The organism is Lishizhenia tianjinensis (genome assembly GCF_900116425.1).
Lineage (GTDB): Bacteria > Bacteroidota > Bacteroidia > Flavobacteriales_D > Crocinitomicaceae > Lishizhenia > Lishizhenia tianjinensis.
The window spans coordinates 164146-185593 of the sequence record NZ_FPAS01000002.1 but is presented as its reverse complement, the minus strand read 5'-3'; the positions used below and the strand labels follow the sequence as shown (position 1 = coordinate 185593).

Below are 21448 nucleotides of genomic sequence, written 5' to 3'. Positions count from 1 at the left end.
TGCAAAAATAATAGTCTGCCTTAATCTAGCTTCGTCAAACTCGTAGAAACTAATTTGAGTTCACCCCCCTTTATCCTATGTAAAACCGATTTACCCGTTTCTGGAGTCGGACCTACGCGATAGGTGTGCATGAGTAAATTTCTATTTACGGCTGAAAAATTACAGAAATGATGATCCAAACTACCTTTCAACATTTGTCGGTAAGTTCTACTTCCATACCCCCTATTCTTTGTGTCAGTAGGGTTAAAGGGCGACATACTTTGACCCGAGTAAAAGAAAACCAAATCTCCTTCCTTCAAATTCAATTCCACCTCCTTGTCTTCGGGCACGTAAATCCCTGTGATTTCCCCTTCCTCTTTATCTTCAAAAACAACCATGTAGACATCGCTGTAGGTTCTGTTTTGGAAACTATGACTCCCTTTGTGCATTGAATCGCTATTAAGGGGTAAATGGTTGAGCTGAAAAGCATTCAAATCATCAAGCTCATCGCAATTGGCCACAAACACATTGCGCGTCTCTAAAAAATCTTGTAGGTTGTAATCCAACATTAAATCGTGTTTTAAATTTCGTGCTTTAAGATTTTTGATAGAAGCATAGGCTGTGCTATCACCCGTTATAAAAACGGGCGTACCGTAGAGTTCACTTTCTGAAATACTTTCTATTGTTTCCTCCTCCAAGGCTTTGGGTTGGTACAAACTATCCAACATGGCCATTTGATCTTTAGAAATACTATCAAAACCACTTTGAAAATGTGTCACCTCAGGGGTAATGACCTTTGCATCGTGTATGTAAAATCCAAAAGTGATGCAGACCACGCACAAAACCAACAAGGCTACTACCAACCTTTGCCATTGTTGCACCTTGTTCATACGCGCCCTTCTTCTCTCCTTTTTAAATTCAATTTTACCCGTTCTCAAGGCCAAACTAAATTCATCCACCTTCTTTTTGTGGTGTGGGTTGAGTTCTAAAATTTGAATATGACTCAAAATGTTCTTGGCCAATTGAGGAGTCATGTAAGCATGCTCTAAAAGCTTCTGAAAAAGTTCTAGAGGCAATAATTTTATAGCATAATTCTCCTTTTCTAGGGCATTTAAACAAGCATAAAATTGAGGATTATAAAGTAGCGTTAAGGTATTCATCAACCTTCTTTCACTGTCTACACTTTCTACTTTTAGGCTCAAACTTTCTATTCGAGATTGTATGGTGCAAACCACCTCGTATTCTACCTCAAGTATGGATTTCTCCACCAGCAAGGCTGTGTAAGCTAACAGTTCACTCACGCGCTGCCAATCTTCTGTGGTAAGTGACTCACTTAATGCCCGCTTTAGATTCTCTTTTAAAAAAGGAGTCAAGAACTTTTTAAAGGCAGAAAATAAACTGTGTTCTCGAATAACGGTATCTATACGCAGGGTAGTAAAATCGCCTAAAGTCAGCGCTTTCTTAATACCCGGATGCAAGCGTACCCAATCGATAAACACCAGTGATTCTCCCTGTAAACCCATCAAAAAATCGAGTACCTCTTCTGCTTCAAAATCTTGTCCGTAAACCTTAATAGACCTTACAGCATTTTGCTTTAGATGTTCCTGTATATTTTGAACCAATTGAGCGATTCCTTCTTGGGTAGTGAGTCCTAAAACTTCAGATAAATCATGGGGAGAGAAAAACTGCATATCGCTTGGGTGTTGGTAGTTAAAATTAGCCGAATTATTTTTTTATATCGCCTAAACCATTAAAATTTTGTGTTATGAATATGTTGTGTTGAGTTACAAATAAAGTAATCTGCTCTTTTATGAATACGACTTTGAGGTGAAGACTAGACCATTTTACTTTTCAAATAACTTTTATTATTCATCAGAATCACGATATTTACAACTTCATAAGCCAATTCTATTATATAACATAAAGCTTAACAATGGATTTGAACAAACAACTCATAGATAAAAGAGAAGCGTCGAAATTAGGTGGTGGGGCAGACAGAATTGCCAAGCAGCACGAAAAAAGTAAACTAACAGCCAGAGAAAGAATTAACCTTCTTTTGGATGAAAATTCTTTCCAAGAAATGGGGATGTTTGTGGAGCACAGATCTGACTCTTTCGGATTGGAAAAAAACAAGATTCCTGGTGATGGAGTAGTAACGGGTTACGGAACTATTCACGGAAGAACAGTTTATGTTTTCTCTCAAGATTTTACCGTTTTAGGAGGTTCGCTTTCTGAAACACACGCAGAGAAAATCTGTAAAGTTATGGATTTGGCCATTAAAAATAGAGCGCCAATCATTGGTTTGAATGATTCAGGAGGAGCACGTATCCAAGAAGGAGTAGTTTCTTTGGCAGGTTATGCAGATATCTTCTACAGAAACACTTTGGCTTCAGGATCTATTCCTCAGTTAAGTGTGGTAATGGGACCATGTGCCGGTGGAGCTGTTTACTCGCCAGCATTAACAGATTTCATTTTCATGGTAGAAGATACTTCTTACATGTTCGTTACCGGACCCAACGTGGTAAAAACCGTAACGCACGAAGAAGTTACTTCAGAAGATTTAGGGGGAGCGAAAGCACATGCTGAGAAATCAGGGGTTAATCACTTTACTTCTCAAAATGATGTTACAGTATTGCACGAAGTAAGAGACTTGATGTCTTACCTACCTCAAAACTGTGAGACTTTTGCACCTCACCCTACAAAATTCGAATTCAACCCAAGTAAATTAGATAAAATAGGAAGTATACTTCCGGCTAACTCTACGCTTCCTTACGACATGCGAGAAGTTATCGACTGTATGATAGACGATAATTCTTTCCGTGAAGTACACAAAGATTTCGCAACTAACATTGTGGTTGGTTTTGCAAGAATCGAAGGAAGAACAATTGGAGTTGTTGCCAACCAGCCAGCTTCATTGGCCGGAGTATTAGACATAGATGCATCGCGTAAAGGAGCGCGTTTCGTGCGTTTCTGTGATGCCTTCAATATTCCTTTATTGTGTGTAGAAGATGTTCCAGGATTCCTACCAGGAACTGACCAAGAATGGAGAGGTATCATTTCTCACGGTGCAAAATTATTGTATGCCTTCTCTGAAGCTACAGTGCCTAGAATTACAGTAATTACGCGTAAGGCTTACGGTGGTGCATTCGACGTAATGAACTCTAAGAACATCGGTGCCGACTTAAACTTTGCATGGCCAACAGCCGAGATTGCAGTAATGGGTGCTAAAGGAGCTGCTGAGATTATCTTTAAAAGAGAAATTGCCACAGCAGAAAACCCAGAAGCAAAATGGAAAGAAAAAGAACAAGAATACGCAGATATGTTTGCCAACCCATACAAAGCAGCCGAAAGAGGATTTGTGGATGATGTGATTTTACCGTCAGAAACCCGATCTAAATTGGCCGCAGCCTTCAAAATGTTAGAAGGCAAAAAAGAGGAGTTGCCAACGAAGAAACACGGAAATATTCCGTTATAACAGTATTGAGAGTGAGTGTGAGTAGGGAGAGAACTACTTACACTCCTTTTAACCTTCAACTAAGCTCATTAAACATTCATTTGTTTGTCAAACTTCATTGTTGTAACTTATACAGAAATAACCTAACCCTATTTCTATGTTCGACTTTGAAAAACTTCATGTGTATTCTAGAACCAAAGAATACAATAAAAAAGTAACCGATTTAATTTCTATTTCAAATTATAATAGAACCACAAAAGATCAATTGAGAAGAGCATCCCTTAGCATTCTTCTTAATATAGCAGAAGGTTCAGGAAGATTTACAAATCCCGATAGACGAAAATTCTACATAATTTCAAGAGGTTCCATTTTTGAATGTATTGCAATTTTCGATTATCTCCACTACATCAATCAACTCGATAAAGTTCAATTCGATTTATTCTATAAAGAACTTGAAGAAATTTCTAAAATGCTCTATACCATGATAAAGAGACTAAGTTAAGAGCAAGACAAGAACTCATTAAGCGTAAGAAATAATATCAAACTCAATACTCAAACTCCTCACTATCCTTCTATCGCAGGCACAGTTTATTCTTTTATCAGATAATTTTCATTATCAACTTATAGTTCCTATCTTTCCTACAAACACACAATCATGAAAATCAAAACATTAAGCTACACGCTACTTGCTTTCCTTTTTCTCGTAAGTGCCTGTGCACCCTCACAAGATGTGAACGAATGCATCACATCCACTACCCCTTATAATTTCCTGGGTGGCTTGTGGCACGGCATCATCGCCCCCATAAGTTTTGTGATTAGCTTATTCAAAGATGATGTAGCCATTTATGCCGTAAACAATACAGGTGGTTGGTACGATTTCGGATTCCTTTTAGGCGCGGGTGTATTTTTAGGCGGAGGATCTAAAGCCGCAAAACGCAGCAAAAAATAAAGGAAAAACTTCCCAGCATTCAAGCCACACTCAATACTCACACTCAAAACTGTTTTTTTTGGGTGTTCGGGCGCGCTTTCCATTGTAGTCCACAAGCTATAGCTTAACTAATTTAAGCTTCATGCACACTTCCGCTGGTCGTGTACTTTCAGCAACAATACGTTCAGCTCTAACTTGAGGAGCTGCCATTTCAATCGCTAACACAGTTTACTACTATGCAACAAAGAATTTATTTTACGGTTACCGTATTCTTTACTTGATCGGGGTCGTCTATCACTTCTCCTACATTAAAACGTTGCATTACAGCCTTTTTGTTGGCAGCCAACACGGCGCCAGGATTGGTCATGTCCTTAACTTCTCCATCCTTAAAACGCGTAATAGAAACATAGGTCGCCTCATGGAGCTTTGCTTTGTCTTTGGCTTTAATTTTCTTCACTATAGGATTGAGTATCGCTAAAGATTTGCGTTCAAAATTGCCTTCCTTCCAACTCATCCAGGAGTATTCCCCTTCCTCTTTGGTATATTTATTCACCGCCTGTTCCAAAGCAGCAATAGAATCAAAATTCAGGGAGAGGTTAAACACAAAATAATCGAAATCCATGGTTGCTTTCACGTCAGAAATACCCGGTTCTTTTTCTACCAAAGCCACATATTTATTCAGTGAATCCAAGATATCCGCCTTGCTTGGCACTGGTTTTCCATCCAAACTATCCAAAGCCATGATGCCTTTCAATTTGGTCGCCGAAGCGCTCATGTTGAGTTTCACTTTCAAACTACCACTACCATCTTTATTTAGTGTAAGATCTTCTATGATTTCAAAACAAGATGTTAAAACAAAGAGTGTGGAAAAAAGAAGGACAAGAGAAAACCTTTTATACATGGCCAAGAATTAATGATTGCTTAAAATTAAAAAAGCCCCGACAAAGATCGAGGCTTTTTACAAAATATCTTTTGGTCATTAACTTCCACAGTATAAACAATCTTCATCATCGTAATTATCCATCTCAGGATTTGTTTCGATTTGAGGATTTAACTGCTTTTTCAATTCGTAAATGGCTTGTTGTGTTTCACCATCTTCGAACAAATTACCTGTTAACTTGCTCTTTAATTCTTCTATCTGTTGTGTGATTTCTTGCTCGCTCATAACTCCAATTGTTTTTCGGTATACCCAAATTTAGGACAAAGAAAAAAAGTGTCAAAATTAGGTTTTACACAATTTTAAGTTCATTGTTAATAGCCTTTTTCGACTCCTTCATTTACAGTAGTTTCGCGCCCAAACAACGAATAATAAATTGTAATCATCCGTTGTGTAAATGACGCATGACTATATTCCATTTTGAATTAATAATTTAAGCACTTTCATACGCAATACTAATTTTCATCGTTACTCCTTATATGAAACTACTCTGCTACTTCATCCTTATATTACCTCTTGTAGTTTGTGCACAACAATGGGAAGCTTTGCCTAATTTCCCCGGAGATGCACGAGATGATGCCGTTGCTTTTGCACTACAAGGAAAGGGATATTGTGTTACTGGCAAAAGCGACAACGGTGGCTCAACCAATACGCTTTACAGTTATGATCCGACAACAGAAAAATGGGAACAAAAAAGTAGTTTTCCAGGTGTTGATCGTCAATATACCGCTGTTTTTACCATTGCAAACAAGGCCTACCTCATCGGTGGTTATAGTTTAGATGGTGATGCGCTAAAAGATGTTTGGCAATATGATGGAGAATTGGATACATGGACACAAAAACAAGATTTTCCCGACTCAGCCAGATGGAGTACCGTTGCCTTCAGCTCAGGTGAATACGGTTATTTCGGATTAGGTGCCTCCTTTAGTGGTTTAAAAAAAGATTTTTGGAAATACCATCCTAAAACGGATACTTGGACAAAACTAAAAGATTTCCCCGGTGAAGCCCGCAGAGACGCCATTGGTGTAGCCCTACAAGGAAAAGCCATTGTTGGATTGGGTTTAAAAGGATTTGATGCCGCCAATCATTTTGAAGACTTGTACAGCTTTGATGTTTTTTCTGAAGAATGGACAGCTATGGATAACTTTCCGGGCGGTAAATTGAGTTATGCTTTTGCCGATAAAATTGACACCAAACTCATCATAGGTGGTGGCATGAAAGGAGATCAAGATTTTCAAAGCAAAGTGTACCAATACGAGCTACTTACAAATTCTTGGTCCGCACTCGACACCCTCCTCGCAGATCCCATGCGCGGTTCATCTCACTTTGTAATTAACCGTGAGTTCTACCTCTGTACGGGGTTGACCGGAACATTCACTAGATCTAAAATATTCCATCGTTTAAGTTTTAGCGAAGCACAAATTACTCTTTACCCCAATCCAGCGCAAGACAGGGTGTTTTTAAGTACAACGAATACTGCGACATCACTTCTTGTGCGCCTATACAATACACAAGGAGAACTTGTTTTAGAAAAAAACACCATCGATAGTTACATCACCCTTCCTCCGCTAAAAGCAGGGGTTTACTTCTGTCACCTCCTCGAAAATGAGGGACTCATCCACAGTCAAAAATTAGTTATTCAATAAAAAATTCATTTGGTTTTGAACGTTTGAAAAATTCAGGTGTACAGTAGCTTGAATTTTAAAATCAAAACCATGAAATATTTATTCCTCACCCTTCTCCTTATTGCTGGTTGGCAAACTAAGGCGAACGAATATCCTGTAGAATCAAAGTTGAAATCGGTAACAGTTTATACACAAGGAGCACAAATTCATAGAAGTGCAACGTATAAAATAGCTACAGGTGTACACGAAGTCATTATCGAAGGTGTAAGTCCGCGCATAGACGCCAGAAGTTTGCAAATTTCAGGAACGGGAAATGTTATCATTTTAGATTCTAAATATGATGTCCACTACCCAAAACCAGATGAAATTGAAGACGCCAATGCTCTCCCCTATGCCATACGCAAGAAGATATCTGCTTTAGAAGACTCTATTTTTAACCAACGCTATGTAGTAGCTGGTCTTACCAATCAAATGACGGTGGTTCAAAGCTCTGAAAACATGATAAAATCTAACCCTATTATGCAGGGTAAAGGTAAGGTGGGTGATAGTTTAGAACTCCTCCAAAAATCGTTAGAATATTACCAAAAGAAATTGATGGAATTGAGTTCCCTACGTTTAGAATTGGAACAACAAAAAATGGAGGAACAAGAAGTACTCAATGCCATGCAAGCCCGCTTAAGAGATTTACAGCAGTACAAAAGAAATACCGGTCAAGGTGATCCAAAACCCAAGGCTCCTATACACAGAGTAATAATAACCTTGCAAGCCAAGGCTTATACACAAGGAACTTTAGACATCTCTTACTTGGTAAGCAACGCAGGTTGGCAAGCGATGTATGATCTAAGAAGTAGTGCCAATCAGGATAAAATCAACTTGAATTACAAAGCACATGTTTACCAAAATACAGGTGTAGATTGGGAGGATGTGAAGTTGAATATTTCAACCAATAATCCTTACCAAAACAAAACAAAGCCTGAGTTGAGAGAGTGGTATTTGACCAGCTACATTCCGAATTTGAGAAAAGATGAAGTGAGACAAAAAGCTCCTCAACCAGTTCAAGAATTAGAAGAAGTAGAAATTGCAGCCTACAGCAAGACCACAGCAGACGCAGTAGAATTAAAGAACTTTGAGTATGCCAGTACAAGTGCAAATTACACCACAGTTGTAGAACAAAAAATTAATGTAGAATTCCAAATTGACTTGAAGTACACCATTAAATCGAACAATGAAAAACACATGGTGCTCATCAAGAATGAGGATATAGAGGCCGATTTCGCCTATTACACGGTTCCAAAATTGGATGAGTCGGTTTACTTGGTAGCCAACATCACGAATTTGGATAATTTAAAATTGGTACCTGCACAAGCCAATATTTTCTTTGATGGTTCTTATGTAGGAGAAACCTTTATTAACCCTGGAGTGATGGATGACACCCTTTCCTTAAGTTTAGGTAAAGATCCTAATCTCATCGTAGAAAGAAAGTTCTTAAAGAAGAAATACAAGGAAAAAATCATTGGAAACGAAGTGTCTAAAGCCAGCGAATACGTGTTGCGTGTGAAAAACAACAAAGCAGAAAACATCAAATTAATCATTCAAGATCAAGTTCCGATTACCCGCAATGAAAATATTGCCATAGAGGTGAATGATATAGGAAAAGGAAAACTGAACGAAAGAACAGGTTTGGTGGAATGGGAAATCAAAATTAAATCTGGCGAACTAGTAGAAGTACCACTAAGTTATACCGTATATCACCCTAAAAATATGCAAATCGCGGTGAGGTAAATATTTCCCAAAATTCAGAAATGTTTACTAGAAAGGTTGTAGCCCTCGGGTTATGACCTTTCGTTTTTAAGGAAAGTCACAATATTTAGGCCCTGCACGAAATAATTTACCCCGCTTAAAAAACAATAAACCCGATCCTTTACGTAGAATCGGGCTTATATTCAATTATTAATTTGATATCTGAAATTTCTAAACCAATTTACTTTTCAATCTTTTCATAAGAAGCTAAAATCCCCTTTACCATTGCGGCACTGAATCCATGGTGCTCCATTTCATTAAGTCCGACTATAGTACAGCCTTTAGGCGTTGTCACCTTGTCTATAGCTGCTTCAGGGTGAATATCCTTTTTAATAATTAATTCTGCAGCTCCTTTAACCGTTTGGTTCACGATAGTGTTGGCCGTATTAGCATCAAATCCAATTTGAATTCCACCTTGAATCATAGCACGCATAAATCTCAACACATACGCCACACCACATGCACCCAATACTGTTGCAGCTTCCATCAAATTCTCTTCAATCATGATAGAAATTCCTATACTATTGAAAAGTTCTTTGACATCCTGCTCTGTTACATCGGAACCATTTTTCCCGCAAATACAAGTAATAGATTCTTGGATGTCAGCTGCGATATTCGGCATAGCTCTATAGACCGTGGTTTCCTTAGGAAGATGCTGATACATTTCCTCTAAAGTAACTCCAGTCGCTAAAGAAATTATGGTTTGATTTTCAGGGTTGATTACGGGGGCAATTTCATTTAAAATATGGGGGACATTGTATGGTTTCACCCCCAATATTATCATATCTGCTTCTTGAGAAGCAATAAGGTTATCAGACAAAACAGTTACCCCTTCTTCTCGCAAATACGCGAGACTATCGGGATTTCTTTTGGTAACAAAAAGGTTACTGGCTTCAAAACCCTCTGTTCCTAACAAACCATTAACGATGGAAAGCCCCAAGTTTCCACATCCAATAATGGCAATCTTTAAATTTTTCATTAAATGATAATTATAAATGAATTTTTGTGACTGCAAAAATAAACCAAATAACTCAAAACCAGCTTTCGTTGGCATAACCCTATTCTTTGGTCATATGCTCAAAATAACTTTTAACATTTAACTCTGAAAAAAGCTAAACAATACGCATCCATTAATTTATTTATTAATGACCCTGGCTTAAAAGAATAAATGAATGGAAGTACAAAGTCACTATACCCTATATCACCCTAAAAATATGCAAATCGCGGTGAGGTAAATATTTCCCAAAATTCAGAAATGTTTACTAGAAAGGTTGTAGCCCTCGGGTTATGACCTTTCGTTTTTTGAGGAAAGTCACAATATTTGGGCCCTAGACGAGTTAAATTAAGACCTGAAATTCCATCTAAAAAATTAACTTTGAGGGTTCATGAAAGAGGTAGAAGAATTAGTACAAAATTTCCGTCCAATATCATTGGCAGAAATGGATACGGTGAAGTTGATGAACCGTGTGGATACTAAATTTGCTTTTACCCGAGAAGAGCTGAATGCACTTCTTCCCAAACTACAGGAACACTACCAAATTTTAGAGGTAGATGGCATACGTATTCCTACCTACAAAAGTCTGTATTTCGACGACGATAACTTTAGCTTTTACAAGGATCATCATAACGGGAAAAACAGTCGATACAAAGTAAGGTTTAGAAAGTATGTGGAAAGCGATTTGATGTTTTTAGAAGTGAAACACAAATTCAAAGGAAGGGTGAAAAAGAAGCGCATTAAGGTGGATGACTTTGAGGCCCAACTTTCGAAACAATCTTTAAATTTCGTGCACAAGCATGTAGAAGATTTGGGTGCGGTAGAAGCCAAAATGTGGAATGTTTACCGCAGAATAACTTTGGTGAATTTGGAGTTAGAAGAGCGTTTAACCCTAGACATCAACTTACAATTTAATTGGAAAGAAGAGGTTAAAAAGTTTGATGATTTGGTGATAGCTGAAATCAAACAAGAAAAAGTAAATCGAAATTCGCCCTTTTTTAGCGTCATGAAAAACATGGGCATACGTCCGTACCGATTGAGCAAATACTGCATAGGAACAATTGAGTTATATTCGCAGAAGAAAATAAAGTACAATCGCTTTAAAGAGAAATTACTAAAATTGAAAAAAATCAATAATAATGTTGCTTAACATATTTTCCAACATCTCTGATTTAATGGATCTTCAGATCACCAACAAGGATGTGTACACCTTGATGTTTAGACTCATCATCACGCTGATTTTCTTGACCATTATTATTCGATTTTTGTACTATCCAAAAACGAAGCGCAAGGATTACTTATTTACCTATTACCTCATAGGTTTAGTGACTTTCTTCCTTTGTTTTGGGTTGAAAAAGCTAGACATAGATACAGGTATGGGACTGGGGTTGTTTGCCATTTTTGGTATCATCAGGTACAGAACCAACCCTATAGAAATCAAGGAAATGACCTATCTCTTTATCGTGATAGGTGTATCTGTAATCAATTCACTATCTAGCAAACAAATCAGTGTGGTTGAAATGAGCATTGTAAATGCAACCCTCATTTTATTAACCTATGGTTTGGAGTACTTATGGCTCCTTAAACACGAGACGCGCAAAACTGTTATTTACGAAAAAATTGATTTGATTAAGCCTGAAAAGGAAGCCTTAATGCTGGCAGATTTGGAAGAAAGAACAGGTTTGAAAATTAATAGATTTGAAATAGGAAAAATAGATTTTCTGAAGGATGTAGCAGAAGTGAGAATCTTCTATTACGATGATGAACAACACATTAGTGATTACAATTCATCTACTTCTGAAAACGATCTCGCATAAACGAACACGAAACAATAATTTTATGAGTTACGAAAATCTTATCGTTGAACAAAAAGGAATGACGCAAGTCATTACCATTAACAGACCCAAACAATTAAACGCTTTAAACAAAGCTACGATTCAAGAATTACACGAAGCTTTAGACGCTGCAGATAAAGATGCGCAAACAGGAGTAATCATCTTGACAGGATCTGGAGAGAAGTCTTTTGTTGCTGGTGCAGACATCAAAGAGTTCGCAGATTTTGACCCAGCTCAAGGAAAAGATTTGGCTGCGCAAGGTCAGGAAAAGCTATTTACTTTCTTACAAAACTTAAGCACGCCAGTTATTGCAGCCGTTAACGGTTTTGCTTTAGGAGGAGGTTTAGAATTGGCAATGGCTGCGCACATTAGAGTAGCATCAGACAATGCAAGAATGGGCTTACCAGAAGTTTCTTTGGGTGTAATTCCAGGATACGGTGGAACGCAACGCTTAGCACAATTGGTGGGACGTGGTAAAGCCATGGAAATGGTTATGACAGCTGGTATGATAGGAGCTGAAGAAGCACAATCTTGGGGATTGGTTAACCACGTTACTACTCAAGAAGAATTAATGGCATTGGCCGAAAAAATTGCAGGTAAAATCTTGAACAATTCAGGTAATGCAATTGCTGCTGCTATACGCGCTATTAACGCCAACTACGAAGACGGTGTTGATGGTTACGCCAAAGAAGTTGAAGAATTCGGCAACTGTTTTGGAACACCAGATTTCAAAGAAGGAACTGGAGCTTTTATTGAAAAAAGAAAAGCAAACTTTAGATCATAAACATAGATGAGCGCAATTAAAAAACTGGTTGGACAAACTGCCATTTACGGACTTTCAAGCATCGTAGGGAGATTGCTCAACTACCTTTTAGTTCCGCTTTACACATACATTTTCGGATCTGCTACCCAGCATTATGGAGTTGTTTCAGAACTCTATGCTTGGGTAGCTTTTCTTATGGTTTTCCTCACCTTTGGGATGGAAACCACCTATTTTAGATTTTTAAATTCGGAAAAAGACAAGGACAAAGTTTTCAATAACTCTTTTGTGAGTGTCTTACTCATCAATGCACTGATCATCCTTCCTTTTCTGATATTTAGTCAGCCCTTGGCCAACGCCATGCTCTATCCCGAGCACGTAGAATACATCATTTTACTTTTACTCATTGTATCCTTGGATGCGATAACTGCTTTGCCATTGGCCAAACTTAGAGCAGAAAACAAAGCCTTAAAATTTGCAGGTATACAGTTTAGCTCCATAGGTATTAACATCATTTTCAACCTTATTTTCTTACTCGGTTTCTACGATCCCGAATATCCTGAAGGAGGAATACAAATGATTTTAATGGCCAATTTATTTGCCTCTTTTGCCAAATTGGTCTTGTTGCGCAAGTCCTTTTTCCGCATCAAATTCCGTTTAGATGGAGCACTCACCAAACGCATGTTAAAATATGCTTTCCCTATAGCATTGGCTGGTTTTGCCTTCATCATTAATGAAACAATAGATAGAATTTTATTAAAGCAATTGCTCTATGCTAATACGGGCGACTTGGTATACGCTGAGGCCCAAGTGGGGATATACAGTGCCTGTTACAAATTGGCCATGTTAGTCACCATTTTCTTGCAAGCCTACAGGTATGCAGCCGAACCTTTCTTTTTCGCCCAAGAAAAGGAGAAGGACAAAAACAAAACCTATGTAAAGGTGATGAACTACTTTGTAGCGGCCTTGTGTCTCTGTTTCTTAGCGGTAGCTTTAAACATCAATATTTTCAAGCATTTCATTACTAACCCTGCTTACCACGTGGGGTTGAATGTTGTTCCCATATTACTGATGGCCAACATTTTTTCTGGAATATACATCAACCAAAGTATTTGGTACAAGCTCAGTAATCAAACAAAATTTGGAGCTTATATTGCCATTGGAGGAGCAGTGATTACCTTAAGTTTAAACTTCTTGTTTATACCCACCTATGGTTATATGGCTTGTGCATGGACTACTTTTTTGGTGTATGGCGGACAAATGATGGCAAGCTACTTACTCGGTCAAAAACACTACCCTATTCCCTACAACCTAAGGAAGTTTAGTCTTTATCTTGGAAGCGCCGTCTTATTTTTCATGCTTTGTAAATGGATGAGTCTGGAAGTCGGAACTTTACAATTCGTAATCCACAACAGCTTTCTCCTTTTATTTTTAGGAATCTTCTGGTTTATAGAACGTCCCAAATTCAGATAAGAAAGGAAGAAATTAGTATATTCAGGCTCTAAAATTATTTACTAATTAAGAATCATGAATAAACTACTCACTTTAAGTCTAGTCACTTTAAGCACCTTCTACCTTCAAGCCCAAGCGGTAATAGAAGAAAGAATAGAAATTGAAACCAAAGAAACTTCTGATGAAACCATCTCTTCCTTTGGAGACGCAGGTTTTGTTTTCTCTAATGAAAAAATAGAGCGTAAGGAAAGAACTTTAAACTTCGACATCTATTCTAAAGACCTAGAAATCACCGAATCATTTCACAAAGTAATTGACAAAAAATACAGCTACGAGCGTCAGTTTACTGATGAAAAATGTATTTATCAAATTCACTTTAACAGTAAAGGAAATTACGAATTCTTTACACTAAATGTTGAAAAGCAAAAGCTGGATCAATTTTCTGGAATTTTGCCAGATAATATGAGCATCAAAGAGATGAAGGTAATGAATGGAATTTGTTACCTACGCGGAATTAGTAAGAAGCAAGACTACATTCTAAAATTAGATTTAGATACGCATAAAATCAAATCTATTCCATTACGTGTTAAGAATGTAAAATCGAAAAGGTTACATGTAAACAACATGCAGATGTTGGAAGATGCCAATGAAATAGTTGTATCTATAGATGTAAATGTAACCAGAACTGAGCGTCACACCTACCTTGTGGTAATCGATGAAGAAGGAGATACTGATCAATTTAAAATTTATACGGCAACAGATGACAAGGAGAAATTAATGGATTACAGCTTTTCTAAAATTGGAGAAGATGCGTATTCAATTTCTGGAACTTACTCTAAAAAAAGCACCGTTACTTCAGAGGGACTTTTCTTTGGTATTATTGACAACGGTAAAGTAGAAAGCATCAACTTTTACAACTTCTTAGAATTGGATGACTTCTTAAGCTACCTTCCAGAGAAGAAGCAAGATAAAATTGAGAAAAAACAATCACGTAAAAAGAAAAGAGGTAAAGAACTTTCTTTGAACTACAACATTGCTGCGCACGATGTAATTAAAAAAGAAGATGGAAGTTTCATTTTCATTGGAGAAGCGTACTATGCTACTTACCGTACAGTAACTACTTACGTAAACGGTCAACCTCAAACTCGTCAAGAATTTGATGGGTACCAGTACACACACGCCGTGGTAGCCAAGTTTGACATAGAAGGAAAACTAGTTTGGGATAACTGCTTTAGAATGTACCCTGGTTATAAGCCTTACTACGTTAAATTATTCTTAGAAGTGAATACAGAAGATCCAGATAACTTCTCTATGATGTTTACATCAGGTACGCGAATTGTGAGTAAATCTATTGACTTAAAAGAAGGAGATATTACCCGTGAGGTAGAGAGTGAAAGAATAGAGTTAAAAGAAAGTGAAAAAGTAAAATACTCAAGAACTGACTTAAGCTACTGGTTCGAAGATAACTTCTTACTTTACGGTATTCAACGTATTAAAGACAAAGATGCACCTATTGGTAACAGAAATAGAACTATCTTTTTCATCAGTAAAGTAAACTACGAAATATGATCTTGACAACAACAGAAACAATTCCGAACAGAGAGATTGAAGAAATACTTGGAATAGCTCGTGGTAGCACGGTTAGAGCTAGAAATGTGGGTAGAGATATATTTGCCAGTCTAAAAAACATAGTTGGTGGAGAAATTTCTGAATACACCAAGCTTCAAGCTCAAAGTAGAGAGGAAGCCATGCACCGTATGATGTTAGATGCCGAAAAATTAAATGCTGATGCCATTGTAAATATTCGCATCACCACATCCATGGTTATGCAAGGAGCTTCTGAAATCATGGCCTACGGAACGGCTGTAAAACTGAAATAATGGAACTCATATTTGGCCTCGCTTCTTTATTCCCTTTTGCGGTTGGAATAGTAGTTATTGCTATTCTTGTCTACCTTGTAATCCAACGAGGAAAAGAAAAAGAAAAGGAAGAATTTGAGGATAGAGATAATTGAAAAAAGTCCTGCAGCAATGCAGGACTTTTGCGTTTAATAAAAGCTGTAAAACTATCCTTTACCGACCATCAAAGGCCCTCCAAATTTTCGTTTGTTTTCATTACATTTGCAAACTATGAAAGTTAAGGTAATCAACACATCAGAATTTTCTTTACCTCAATACGAAACCTCAGCATCTGCAGGAGTAGACGTTAGAGCAAACGTAGAGGAAAGTATAACCCTTCAACCCTTAGAAAGGGCCTTGGTAAAAACAGGTTTGTTTTTGGAGATTCCAGAAGGTTATGAAGCGCAAGTTCGTCCGCGTAGTGGATTGGCATTGAAAAAGGGAATTACTGTATTAAACTCTCCAGGTACGATAGATGCGGACTACCGCGGAGAAGTAGGTGTGATACTCATTAACTTATCGAATGAAGCTTTTACCATAGAAAAAGGCGAAAGAATTGCGCAGATTGTTTTTGCAAAATTCGAACAAGCCCAATGGGAAGAAGCTGAAAATTTATCTGAAACCGAAAGAGGTGCTGGCGGATTTGGCAGCACTGGCGTTAAATAATTACTATGAAAATTATCGTTCCTATGGCGGGAAGAGGATCTCGCCTAAGACCTCACACACTAACTGTACCTAAACCTCTAGTACCTGTTGCTGGAAAACCTATCGTTCACCGTTTGGTGGAAGATATCGCGGCTATGTCGCCAGAAAAAGTAACCGATATTGCCTTTGTAATCGGTGATTTTGGAAAAGCAGTAGAAGAAGAATTGTTAGCCGTTGCGGCAAGTTTGGGTGCGCAAGGATCTATACACCACCAAGAAGAACCTTTGGGAACTGCACATGCAGTAATGTGTGCCAAAGAATTGTTGGATGGTCCGGTTACCGTTGCTTTTGCCGACACTTTGTTTAAAGCGGACTTTGAATTAAACAAAGACGCAGATGCTATATTCTGGGTAAAGCAAATCGATAACCCTTCTGCATTTGGGGTAATTAAAATGAATGAAGCTGGTGAGATCATCGATTTTGTTGAGAAGCCTCAGACTTTCGTTTCTGACCTTGCTATGATAGGAATTTACTACTTCAAGGAAGGAAAAGACTTAAGAACAGAATTAGAATACTTAATAGACAACGACGTTATTAAAGGTGGTGAATACCAATTGCCTGATGCTTTAAAACGTATGACAGAGAAAGGGAACAAATGTTTCCCTGGAGAAGTTAGCGAATGGATGGATTGTGGTAACAAGAAAGTTACGGTAGAAACCAACCAACGCGTATTGATACACGATGCAGAAAAAGGAATAAATAACGTTCATGCCTCTGCAGTGATAGAAAATTCTATCATTAACCAACCTTGTTTTATTGGCGAAGGTGCTGTGATTAAGAATTCAGTTGTTGGTCCGCACGTAAGTGTAGGTAAAAACACAACTGTAGAAGACAGTATATTAAAAAACACAAATATTCAGGCAGATACTCGCATCAATAAAGCTATATTAGAGAATGCCATGATAGGGAACAAAGTTCTTTTTGAAGGAAGAGCAAAAGACCTTAGCATTGGTGATTTCTGTGAAATTACTGAATGATAAAATTAAACTACATAGGGATTTGTTTAGCGTTTGTTTTGGCCAGTTTTTGGGGTGTTGCTCAACCTGAAGACTTGAAGAAGCAAGCGCTAGATGATGCCCATAGTTTAAGTGCAAAAGCCTACCCTAACATAGAAGATTTCCACAAAGCACTTCGCTTGCAATTGGCAGGAAATAACAATGAAGCCAAAGAAATCTACCTTTCTCTGGTAGAAAAAACACCAGAAAACGACGCACTCTTTTTTGCGTTGGGAAATTTAGCCTTAGCCGAAAACAACCCACTAATTGCGCAAAGCTATTTTCAACAAGCCTATGATTTAGATCCCAAAAACATGTATTACGCCGAGGTTTTGGCAATGACACTTTTGGAATTGGGTGAATTTGAACGTGCGCTCCCCTACTGGGAAATGGTGGTGAACAACGAACCCAGAGATTACAATTTTCAATATTACTATGCACAATGTAATGTGCAGTTAGGCAAGTATAAAGAAGCCGTTAAAGCGCTCAATAATGTTGAAGGATTGGTGGGCGTTAACCCACAAATCTCTAAATTAAAAATTGAAATGTTGCCTTTAATTGGGCAAGAAGACCTTTTAGAAGAAGAAATTACAAAACTAAGACTAGCTGACCCTTACAACCCTGAAACACAAACTTATATATTAAGGCACTACATAAAAACCAGTAGTTTAGAAACGTTTAAAAAACGATTATTTTCAGAATTAAAACAGGAGTATACAGATGTTTCAACCTACTTGTATTTACTCAAAATACAACCTCCAATTGAAGATGAACTAAAGCAAGAAGTTTTACAAAAGGGAATCAGAAGCAAAACACTTCCGGCACTTAGCATCGCCGAAAACTTATTGTTTTTACAAGAGCAAAAAGTATTTAGTGCAGACAGTATAAAGGAATTGGCAGACAACATCCAAAATAACTTTTCTGATCATCCACCTGTAATGGATGCGCTTGACAAATATTATAAGGCTGTGGGGAAAGCCAACAATGTTTTACACTTGGCTCAACAGCGCTTAGAGGAGAATCCTAATGATTTTCAATCGTGGTTATCCTTAAGCCTTTTACAATCTCAACTCGGTTTGTTTGGGAATTTAAACGCAAGTGTTCATCAAGCCATGGAGAACTACCCCGTGCTTCCACAATTTTACTTCTTGAATGCACAAGTACTTGCCTATTATAAAGAAATAGACCTTGCAAAGGAGAGTTTAGAGATGGGGGAAAGTTATTTATTAGTAGCCTCAGACACCATAGAATTTTTACACCATATCAGTCAAGCACACCTTGCAATACTGGAGGGAGATATTAAATCATACAAAAGTTCTATGGCCGAAGCCAAAGACCTAGGTGTTATGCAACAAGATTACCAAATTGCGGCACTGCACTTTCAACATTTTTACCGCGCACCAAAATTGGTAGATCTTCAAGAAGTTAATTCTCAGCTTGACATTTTATTGTATTTTCAAGCTTTAAAAGCAAGTGCTGATGGCAACTATACAGATGCCCAAAACAAGCTCGAGACTTTTCTTTCTTCCTACCCAGAACATGCTAATGCTTGGGATTTATTAGGAGATGTATATTTTCAACTTCAACAACCAGCAGAAGCGGAGGCAGCATGGAGAAAAGCACAACAATTCTTAACCAATAACCTAAACATTAATAAAAAATTAGAAACAAAAACCTTCTATGAACAGAAGTATTACTAAAATACTGTCTTTAACTCTAATTGCCCTCGTACTCACATCTTGTGGGGTGCAACAAGCGAATGATAAATTGGACAAATTACCGCGTATGAAAACCAATGATTTGGTTGACATACTCGATAGTATCTCCCTTTTGAAACCCGAACATTTCTACTCGAAAATTTCAACTGATTTTTCGGATGGACATGTCTCTTACAGTTTCAAGACATCCTTACGTGTTAGAAGAGATAGTGCCATCAATGCTTTTATCACCTACGCCAACATTCCGATTTTCACGGCTATGATTACCCCTGATACTTTAACGGTGGTTAATCGCAGAGAAAAGTGCTACATCCAAGAAAATATGGATTACCTCAAGAGTATTTTAGGTGTTGAGTTTAAGCAAAGAAATTTAGAGGAAATATTCTTGGGGCAACCTATAGACTGGAACAAGGATGAGAAGTATTTCCAAATCAATAGTCCGTACAATTACATTATTTCTAGTCACAAGAAACGCCAAATAAAAAAGGCCGACAAAAAGGAAGATTACGACGATATTATCTTGTTATATTACCTAGACAAGGAAGCTAAGAACCTTGACAAAATTGTAATTGAGAACCCTATAGACACAACGCATATAGAGGTTAATTACAAAAAACGAGAGATGGTGGATAGTTTAAGTGTACCTGAGTTTGTAGATGTATTAATTACAACCCCTAGAGACACTATTACTATAGGATTGGAATACAACAAAACGAAGGTCAATCAACGCAAAAAGTTATATTTAGCTATACCTGATGATTATGAAGAATGTCAGTAAAATATTAATCCTTGTGCTACCCCTACTTCTTGTTGGAAGTTATTGGGCACAAAAGACATCTGACAGACTCAAGCAAGAACAAGCTAAATTAGAGCAGCAAATTGCTGCTACCAAAGCTTTATTAGAAAATTCTAGTAAGGACACTAAACTTTCATTAGAGGAACTTAAATTACTCAACAATCAAGTAAAAAACAGGGAGCGATTACTTCGTAACTTCGATAACCAGATACGCTCTACAGAGGCCACAATTAAGGAAAAAACACTTTCCATAGATGGCTTAAACGAAAGCATAGACAAACTTAAAAATCAATACAAGGAACTTCTTTTATTTGCTTACAAACGCAGAAGTAAGTACGGGCAATTGATGTATATTTTTAGTTCTGAAACTATAGAGGAGGCCAAGAAGAGAAAACTTTATTTGGAAAAACTTACAGAGGTTCAGAAAAAGCAATTGACGGTGATACATCAGAAGATGAATGCCCTGCAATCTGACATAGAAGACTTAGAAAAAGAGAAGGTTAAAAAACTTGAGTTACTGGCTAAAAAGAAGGAAGAACGAGAAGCCTTGGTACAGGCCAAACAACAACAAGAAAATCTATACCAAGAATTAAAGGCAGAAGAAGAGAGTTTACGTAAAAACCTCCATGACCAGGAAGTAAAGAAGGCACAATTACAGGCAAAGATTCAGGAGGCTATACGAAAGGAAATAGCAGCAGAACAAGCCCGACTTGAACGCATACGAAAAGAAAAAGAACGTTTGCGTAGAGAAGAATTAGCACGTCAAAAAGCTGAAGGAGGTAAAAGTCCGGAACCCTTGCCAGAAACAGCCGACAAATTGGATGAGAGCAATGGTTTTGATCAAAACAAAGGTAGATTACCTTGGCCTGTAGAACGCGGTACCATCACAGAGAATTACGGAAGAAACCCTCACCCAACCTTAAACAACGTGTTTACCAACAACAATGGAGTAGATATCAGCTCTCCGAAAAATGCACAAGTACGTGTAGTGTTTAAAGGAGAAGTAACCAGTGTATTTAGTATTTCTGGAGGAGGAAAGGTTGTGATTGTAAAGCACGGTAACTATAGAACCGTTTACGCCAACTTACAGGAGGTTTATGTAACCAAGGGCATGCAATTAGACAGCAAGCAAGTAATCGGCTCTCTATTGCCTTCTAAAGACGGAGAATTATCTGTAGTGCACTTCGAGATACACGTCATTACGGAAAATGGTGTAGAGCGTTTGAACCCGAATTTGTGGATAGCGCGATCTTAGTGGGATTCAACAATTCAAAGATTCGAAGATTCAATGATTCAATGATTCAACGATTCGAAGATTCAACGATTCAACGATTCAAGGATTCATCTATCATACTCCATACTCACTCTCCCAACTGATTTTCTCACTCTCCCAACTGTATTTCAGCCCGTGATAGGAGCGGCAGCTTTGCCTTGAGCAGACCTAGTGTAGCTTAGTGCTTTTTAGCGACTAAAAGAAGCTAAAAATAAACTTAGCTAAACTTAGTTGAGCAAGGTGAACTTTAGCGGAAAGCACGATAAGGATGCAGGAACAGTATTGAGCAAGAGTATTGA

21 protein-coding genes are annotated in these 21448 nt (G+C 37.7%); 17 read left to right on the top strand and 4 right to left on the bottom strand.

All coding sequences use genetic code 11. The annotated features are described in order from the left end of the window. Positions 1-20: 20 nt before the first annotated feature. Positions 21-1670, bottom strand: a complete 1650-nt coding sequence (locus tag BM327_RS07565) for a hypothetical protein (protein ID WP_090247826.1) — start codon at positions 1668-1670, stop codon at positions 21-23. A gap of 242 nt (positions 1671-1912) precedes the next feature. On the opposite strand from BM327_RS07565, the gene BM327_RS07560 reads away from it, so the two are divergent. The 3 genes from BM327_RS07560 (at position 1913) to BM327_RS07550 (ending at position 4382) form a co-directional block, all read left to right on the top strand. Then, positions 1913-3454 carry an acyl-CoA carboxylase subunit beta gene (locus BM327_RS07560; RefSeq protein WP_090247823.1) on the top strand — a complete coding sequence of 514 codons (1542 nt, stop codon included), beginning with the start codon at positions 1913-1915 and terminating at the stop codon, positions 3452-3454. A 136-nt stretch (positions 3455-3590) separates the two neighbouring features. Then, on the top strand, positions 3591-3935 hold the full coding sequence (locus tag BM327_RS07555; protein ID WP_090247820.1) for a four helix bundle protein: 345 nt from the start codon (positions 3591-3593) through the stop codon (positions 3933-3935). 153 nt (positions 3936-4088) lie between these two features. Beyond that, on the top strand, positions 4089-4382 hold the full coding sequence (locus tag BM327_RS07550) for a hypothetical protein (protein WP_090247818.1): 294 nt from the start codon (positions 4089-4091) through the stop codon (positions 4380-4382). 229 nt (positions 4383-4611) lie between these two features. Here the strand turns inward: BM327_RS07550 and BM327_RS07545 are convergent, their stop codons facing one another. Next, a complete protein-coding gene (locus tag BM327_RS07545) occupies positions 4612-5262 on the bottom strand; it encodes a hypothetical protein (protein ID WP_090247815.1) in 651 nt (216 codons plus the stop codon). Positions 5263-5340: 78 nt separating this feature from the next. Beyond that, entirely contained in the window at positions 5341-5526 is a 186-nt protein-coding gene (locus BM327_RS07540; RefSeq protein ID WP_090247813.1) for a hypothetical protein, read from the bottom strand. Between the two features lie 251 nt (positions 5527-5777). Between BM327_RS07540 and BM327_RS07535 the strand changes: the two genes are divergently transcribed. Beyond that, positions 5778-6944: a Kelch repeat-containing protein gene (locus tag BM327_RS07535; protein ID WP_090247810.1), complete on the top strand. Its 1167-nt coding sequence runs from the start codon at positions 5778-5780 to the stop codon at positions 6942-6944. A gap of 69 nt (positions 6945-7013) precedes the next feature. Further along, a complete protein-coding gene (locus tag BM327_RS07530) occupies positions 7014-8705 on the top strand; it encodes a DUF4139 domain-containing protein (RefSeq protein WP_139230294.1) in 1692 nt (563 codons plus the stop codon). 199 nt (positions 8706-8904) lie between these two features. Here the strand turns inward: BM327_RS07530 and proC are convergent, their stop codons facing one another. After that, positions 8905-9702: a pyrroline-5-carboxylate reductase gene (gene proC, locus BM327_RS07525; RefSeq protein ID WP_090248899.1), complete on the bottom strand. Its 798-nt coding sequence runs from the start codon at positions 9700-9702 to the stop codon at positions 8905-8907. A gap of 406 nt (positions 9703-10108) precedes the next feature. Between proC and BM327_RS07520 the strand changes: the two genes are divergently transcribed. From BM327_RS07520 to BM327_RS07470, 12 genes are all read left to right on the top strand, one after another. After that, positions 10109-10867 carry a polyphosphate polymerase domain-containing protein gene (locus tag BM327_RS07520; RefSeq protein WP_090247805.1) on the top strand — a complete coding sequence of 253 codons (759 nt, stop codon included), beginning with the start codon at positions 10109-10111 and terminating at the stop codon, positions 10865-10867. Continuing rightward, positions 10857-11534, top strand: coding sequence for a DUF4956 domain-containing protein (locus BM327_RS07515; protein WP_090247802.1), 678 nt, complete (start codon positions 10857-10859; stop codon positions 11532-11534). The genes BM327_RS07520 and BM327_RS07515 overlap by 11 nt, the downstream gene beginning before the upstream one ends. 22 nt (positions 11535-11556) lie before the next feature. Further along, on the top strand, positions 11557-12336 hold the full coding sequence (locus BM327_RS07510) for an enoyl-CoA hydratase/isomerase family protein (RefSeq protein ID WP_090247800.1): 780 nt from the start codon (positions 11557-11559) through the stop codon (positions 12334-12336). Positions 12337-12342: 6 nt separating this feature from the next. Further along, a complete protein-coding gene (locus tag BM327_RS07505; RefSeq protein WP_090247798.1) occupies positions 12343-13785 on the top strand; it encodes an oligosaccharide flippase family protein in 1443 nt (480 codons plus the stop codon). Positions 13786-13839: 54 nt separating this feature from the next. Next, a complete protein-coding gene (locus BM327_RS07500) occupies positions 13840-15333 on the top strand; it encodes a hypothetical protein (RefSeq protein WP_090247795.1) in 1494 nt (497 codons plus the stop codon). Continuing rightward, complete coding sequence (locus tag BM327_RS07495; protein WP_090247793.1) at positions 15330-15644, top strand: YbjQ family protein; 315 nt, start codon at positions 15330-15332, stop codon at positions 15642-15644. Before BM327_RS07500 ends, BM327_RS07495 begins: the two co-directional genes overlap by 4 nt. After that, on the top strand, positions 15644-15778 hold the full coding sequence (locus BM327_RS15980) for a hypothetical protein (protein WP_262987296.1): 135 nt from the start codon (positions 15644-15646) through the stop codon (positions 15776-15778). Before BM327_RS07495 ends, BM327_RS15980 begins: the two co-directional genes overlap by 1 nt. A 115-nt stretch (positions 15779-15893) precedes the next feature. Next, positions 15894-16328: a dUTP diphosphatase gene (gene dut / locus BM327_RS07490; RefSeq protein ID WP_090247791.1), complete on the top strand. Its 435-nt coding sequence runs from the start codon at positions 15894-15896 to the stop codon at positions 16326-16328. 5 nt (positions 16329-16333) lie between these two features. Then, the gene (locus tag BM327_RS07485; RefSeq protein WP_090247789.1) at positions 16334-17344 is read left to right on the top strand and encodes a sugar phosphate nucleotidyltransferase; all 1011 of its coding nucleotides are present in this window, start codon (positions 16334-16336) and stop codon (positions 17342-17344) included. Beyond that, a complete protein-coding gene (locus BM327_RS07480; RefSeq protein WP_090247787.1) occupies positions 17341-19062 on the top strand; it encodes a tetratricopeptide repeat protein in 1722 nt (573 codons plus the stop codon). The genes BM327_RS07485 and BM327_RS07480 overlap by 4 nt, the downstream gene beginning before the upstream one ends. Beyond that, positions 19043-19858 carry a lipoprotein insertase outer membrane protein LolB1 gene (locus tag BM327_RS07475; protein WP_090247785.1) on the top strand — a complete coding sequence of 272 codons (816 nt, stop codon included), beginning with the start codon at positions 19043-19045 and terminating at the stop codon, positions 19856-19858. The genes BM327_RS07480 and BM327_RS07475 overlap by 20 nt, the downstream gene beginning before the upstream one ends. Next, complete coding sequence (locus BM327_RS07470) at positions 19842-21131, top strand: murein hydrolase activator EnvC family protein (protein WP_170853711.1); 1290 nt, start codon at positions 19842-19844, stop codon at positions 21129-21131. Before BM327_RS07475 ends, BM327_RS07470 begins: the two co-directional genes overlap by 17 nt. Positions 21132-21448: the final 317 nt, after the last annotated feature.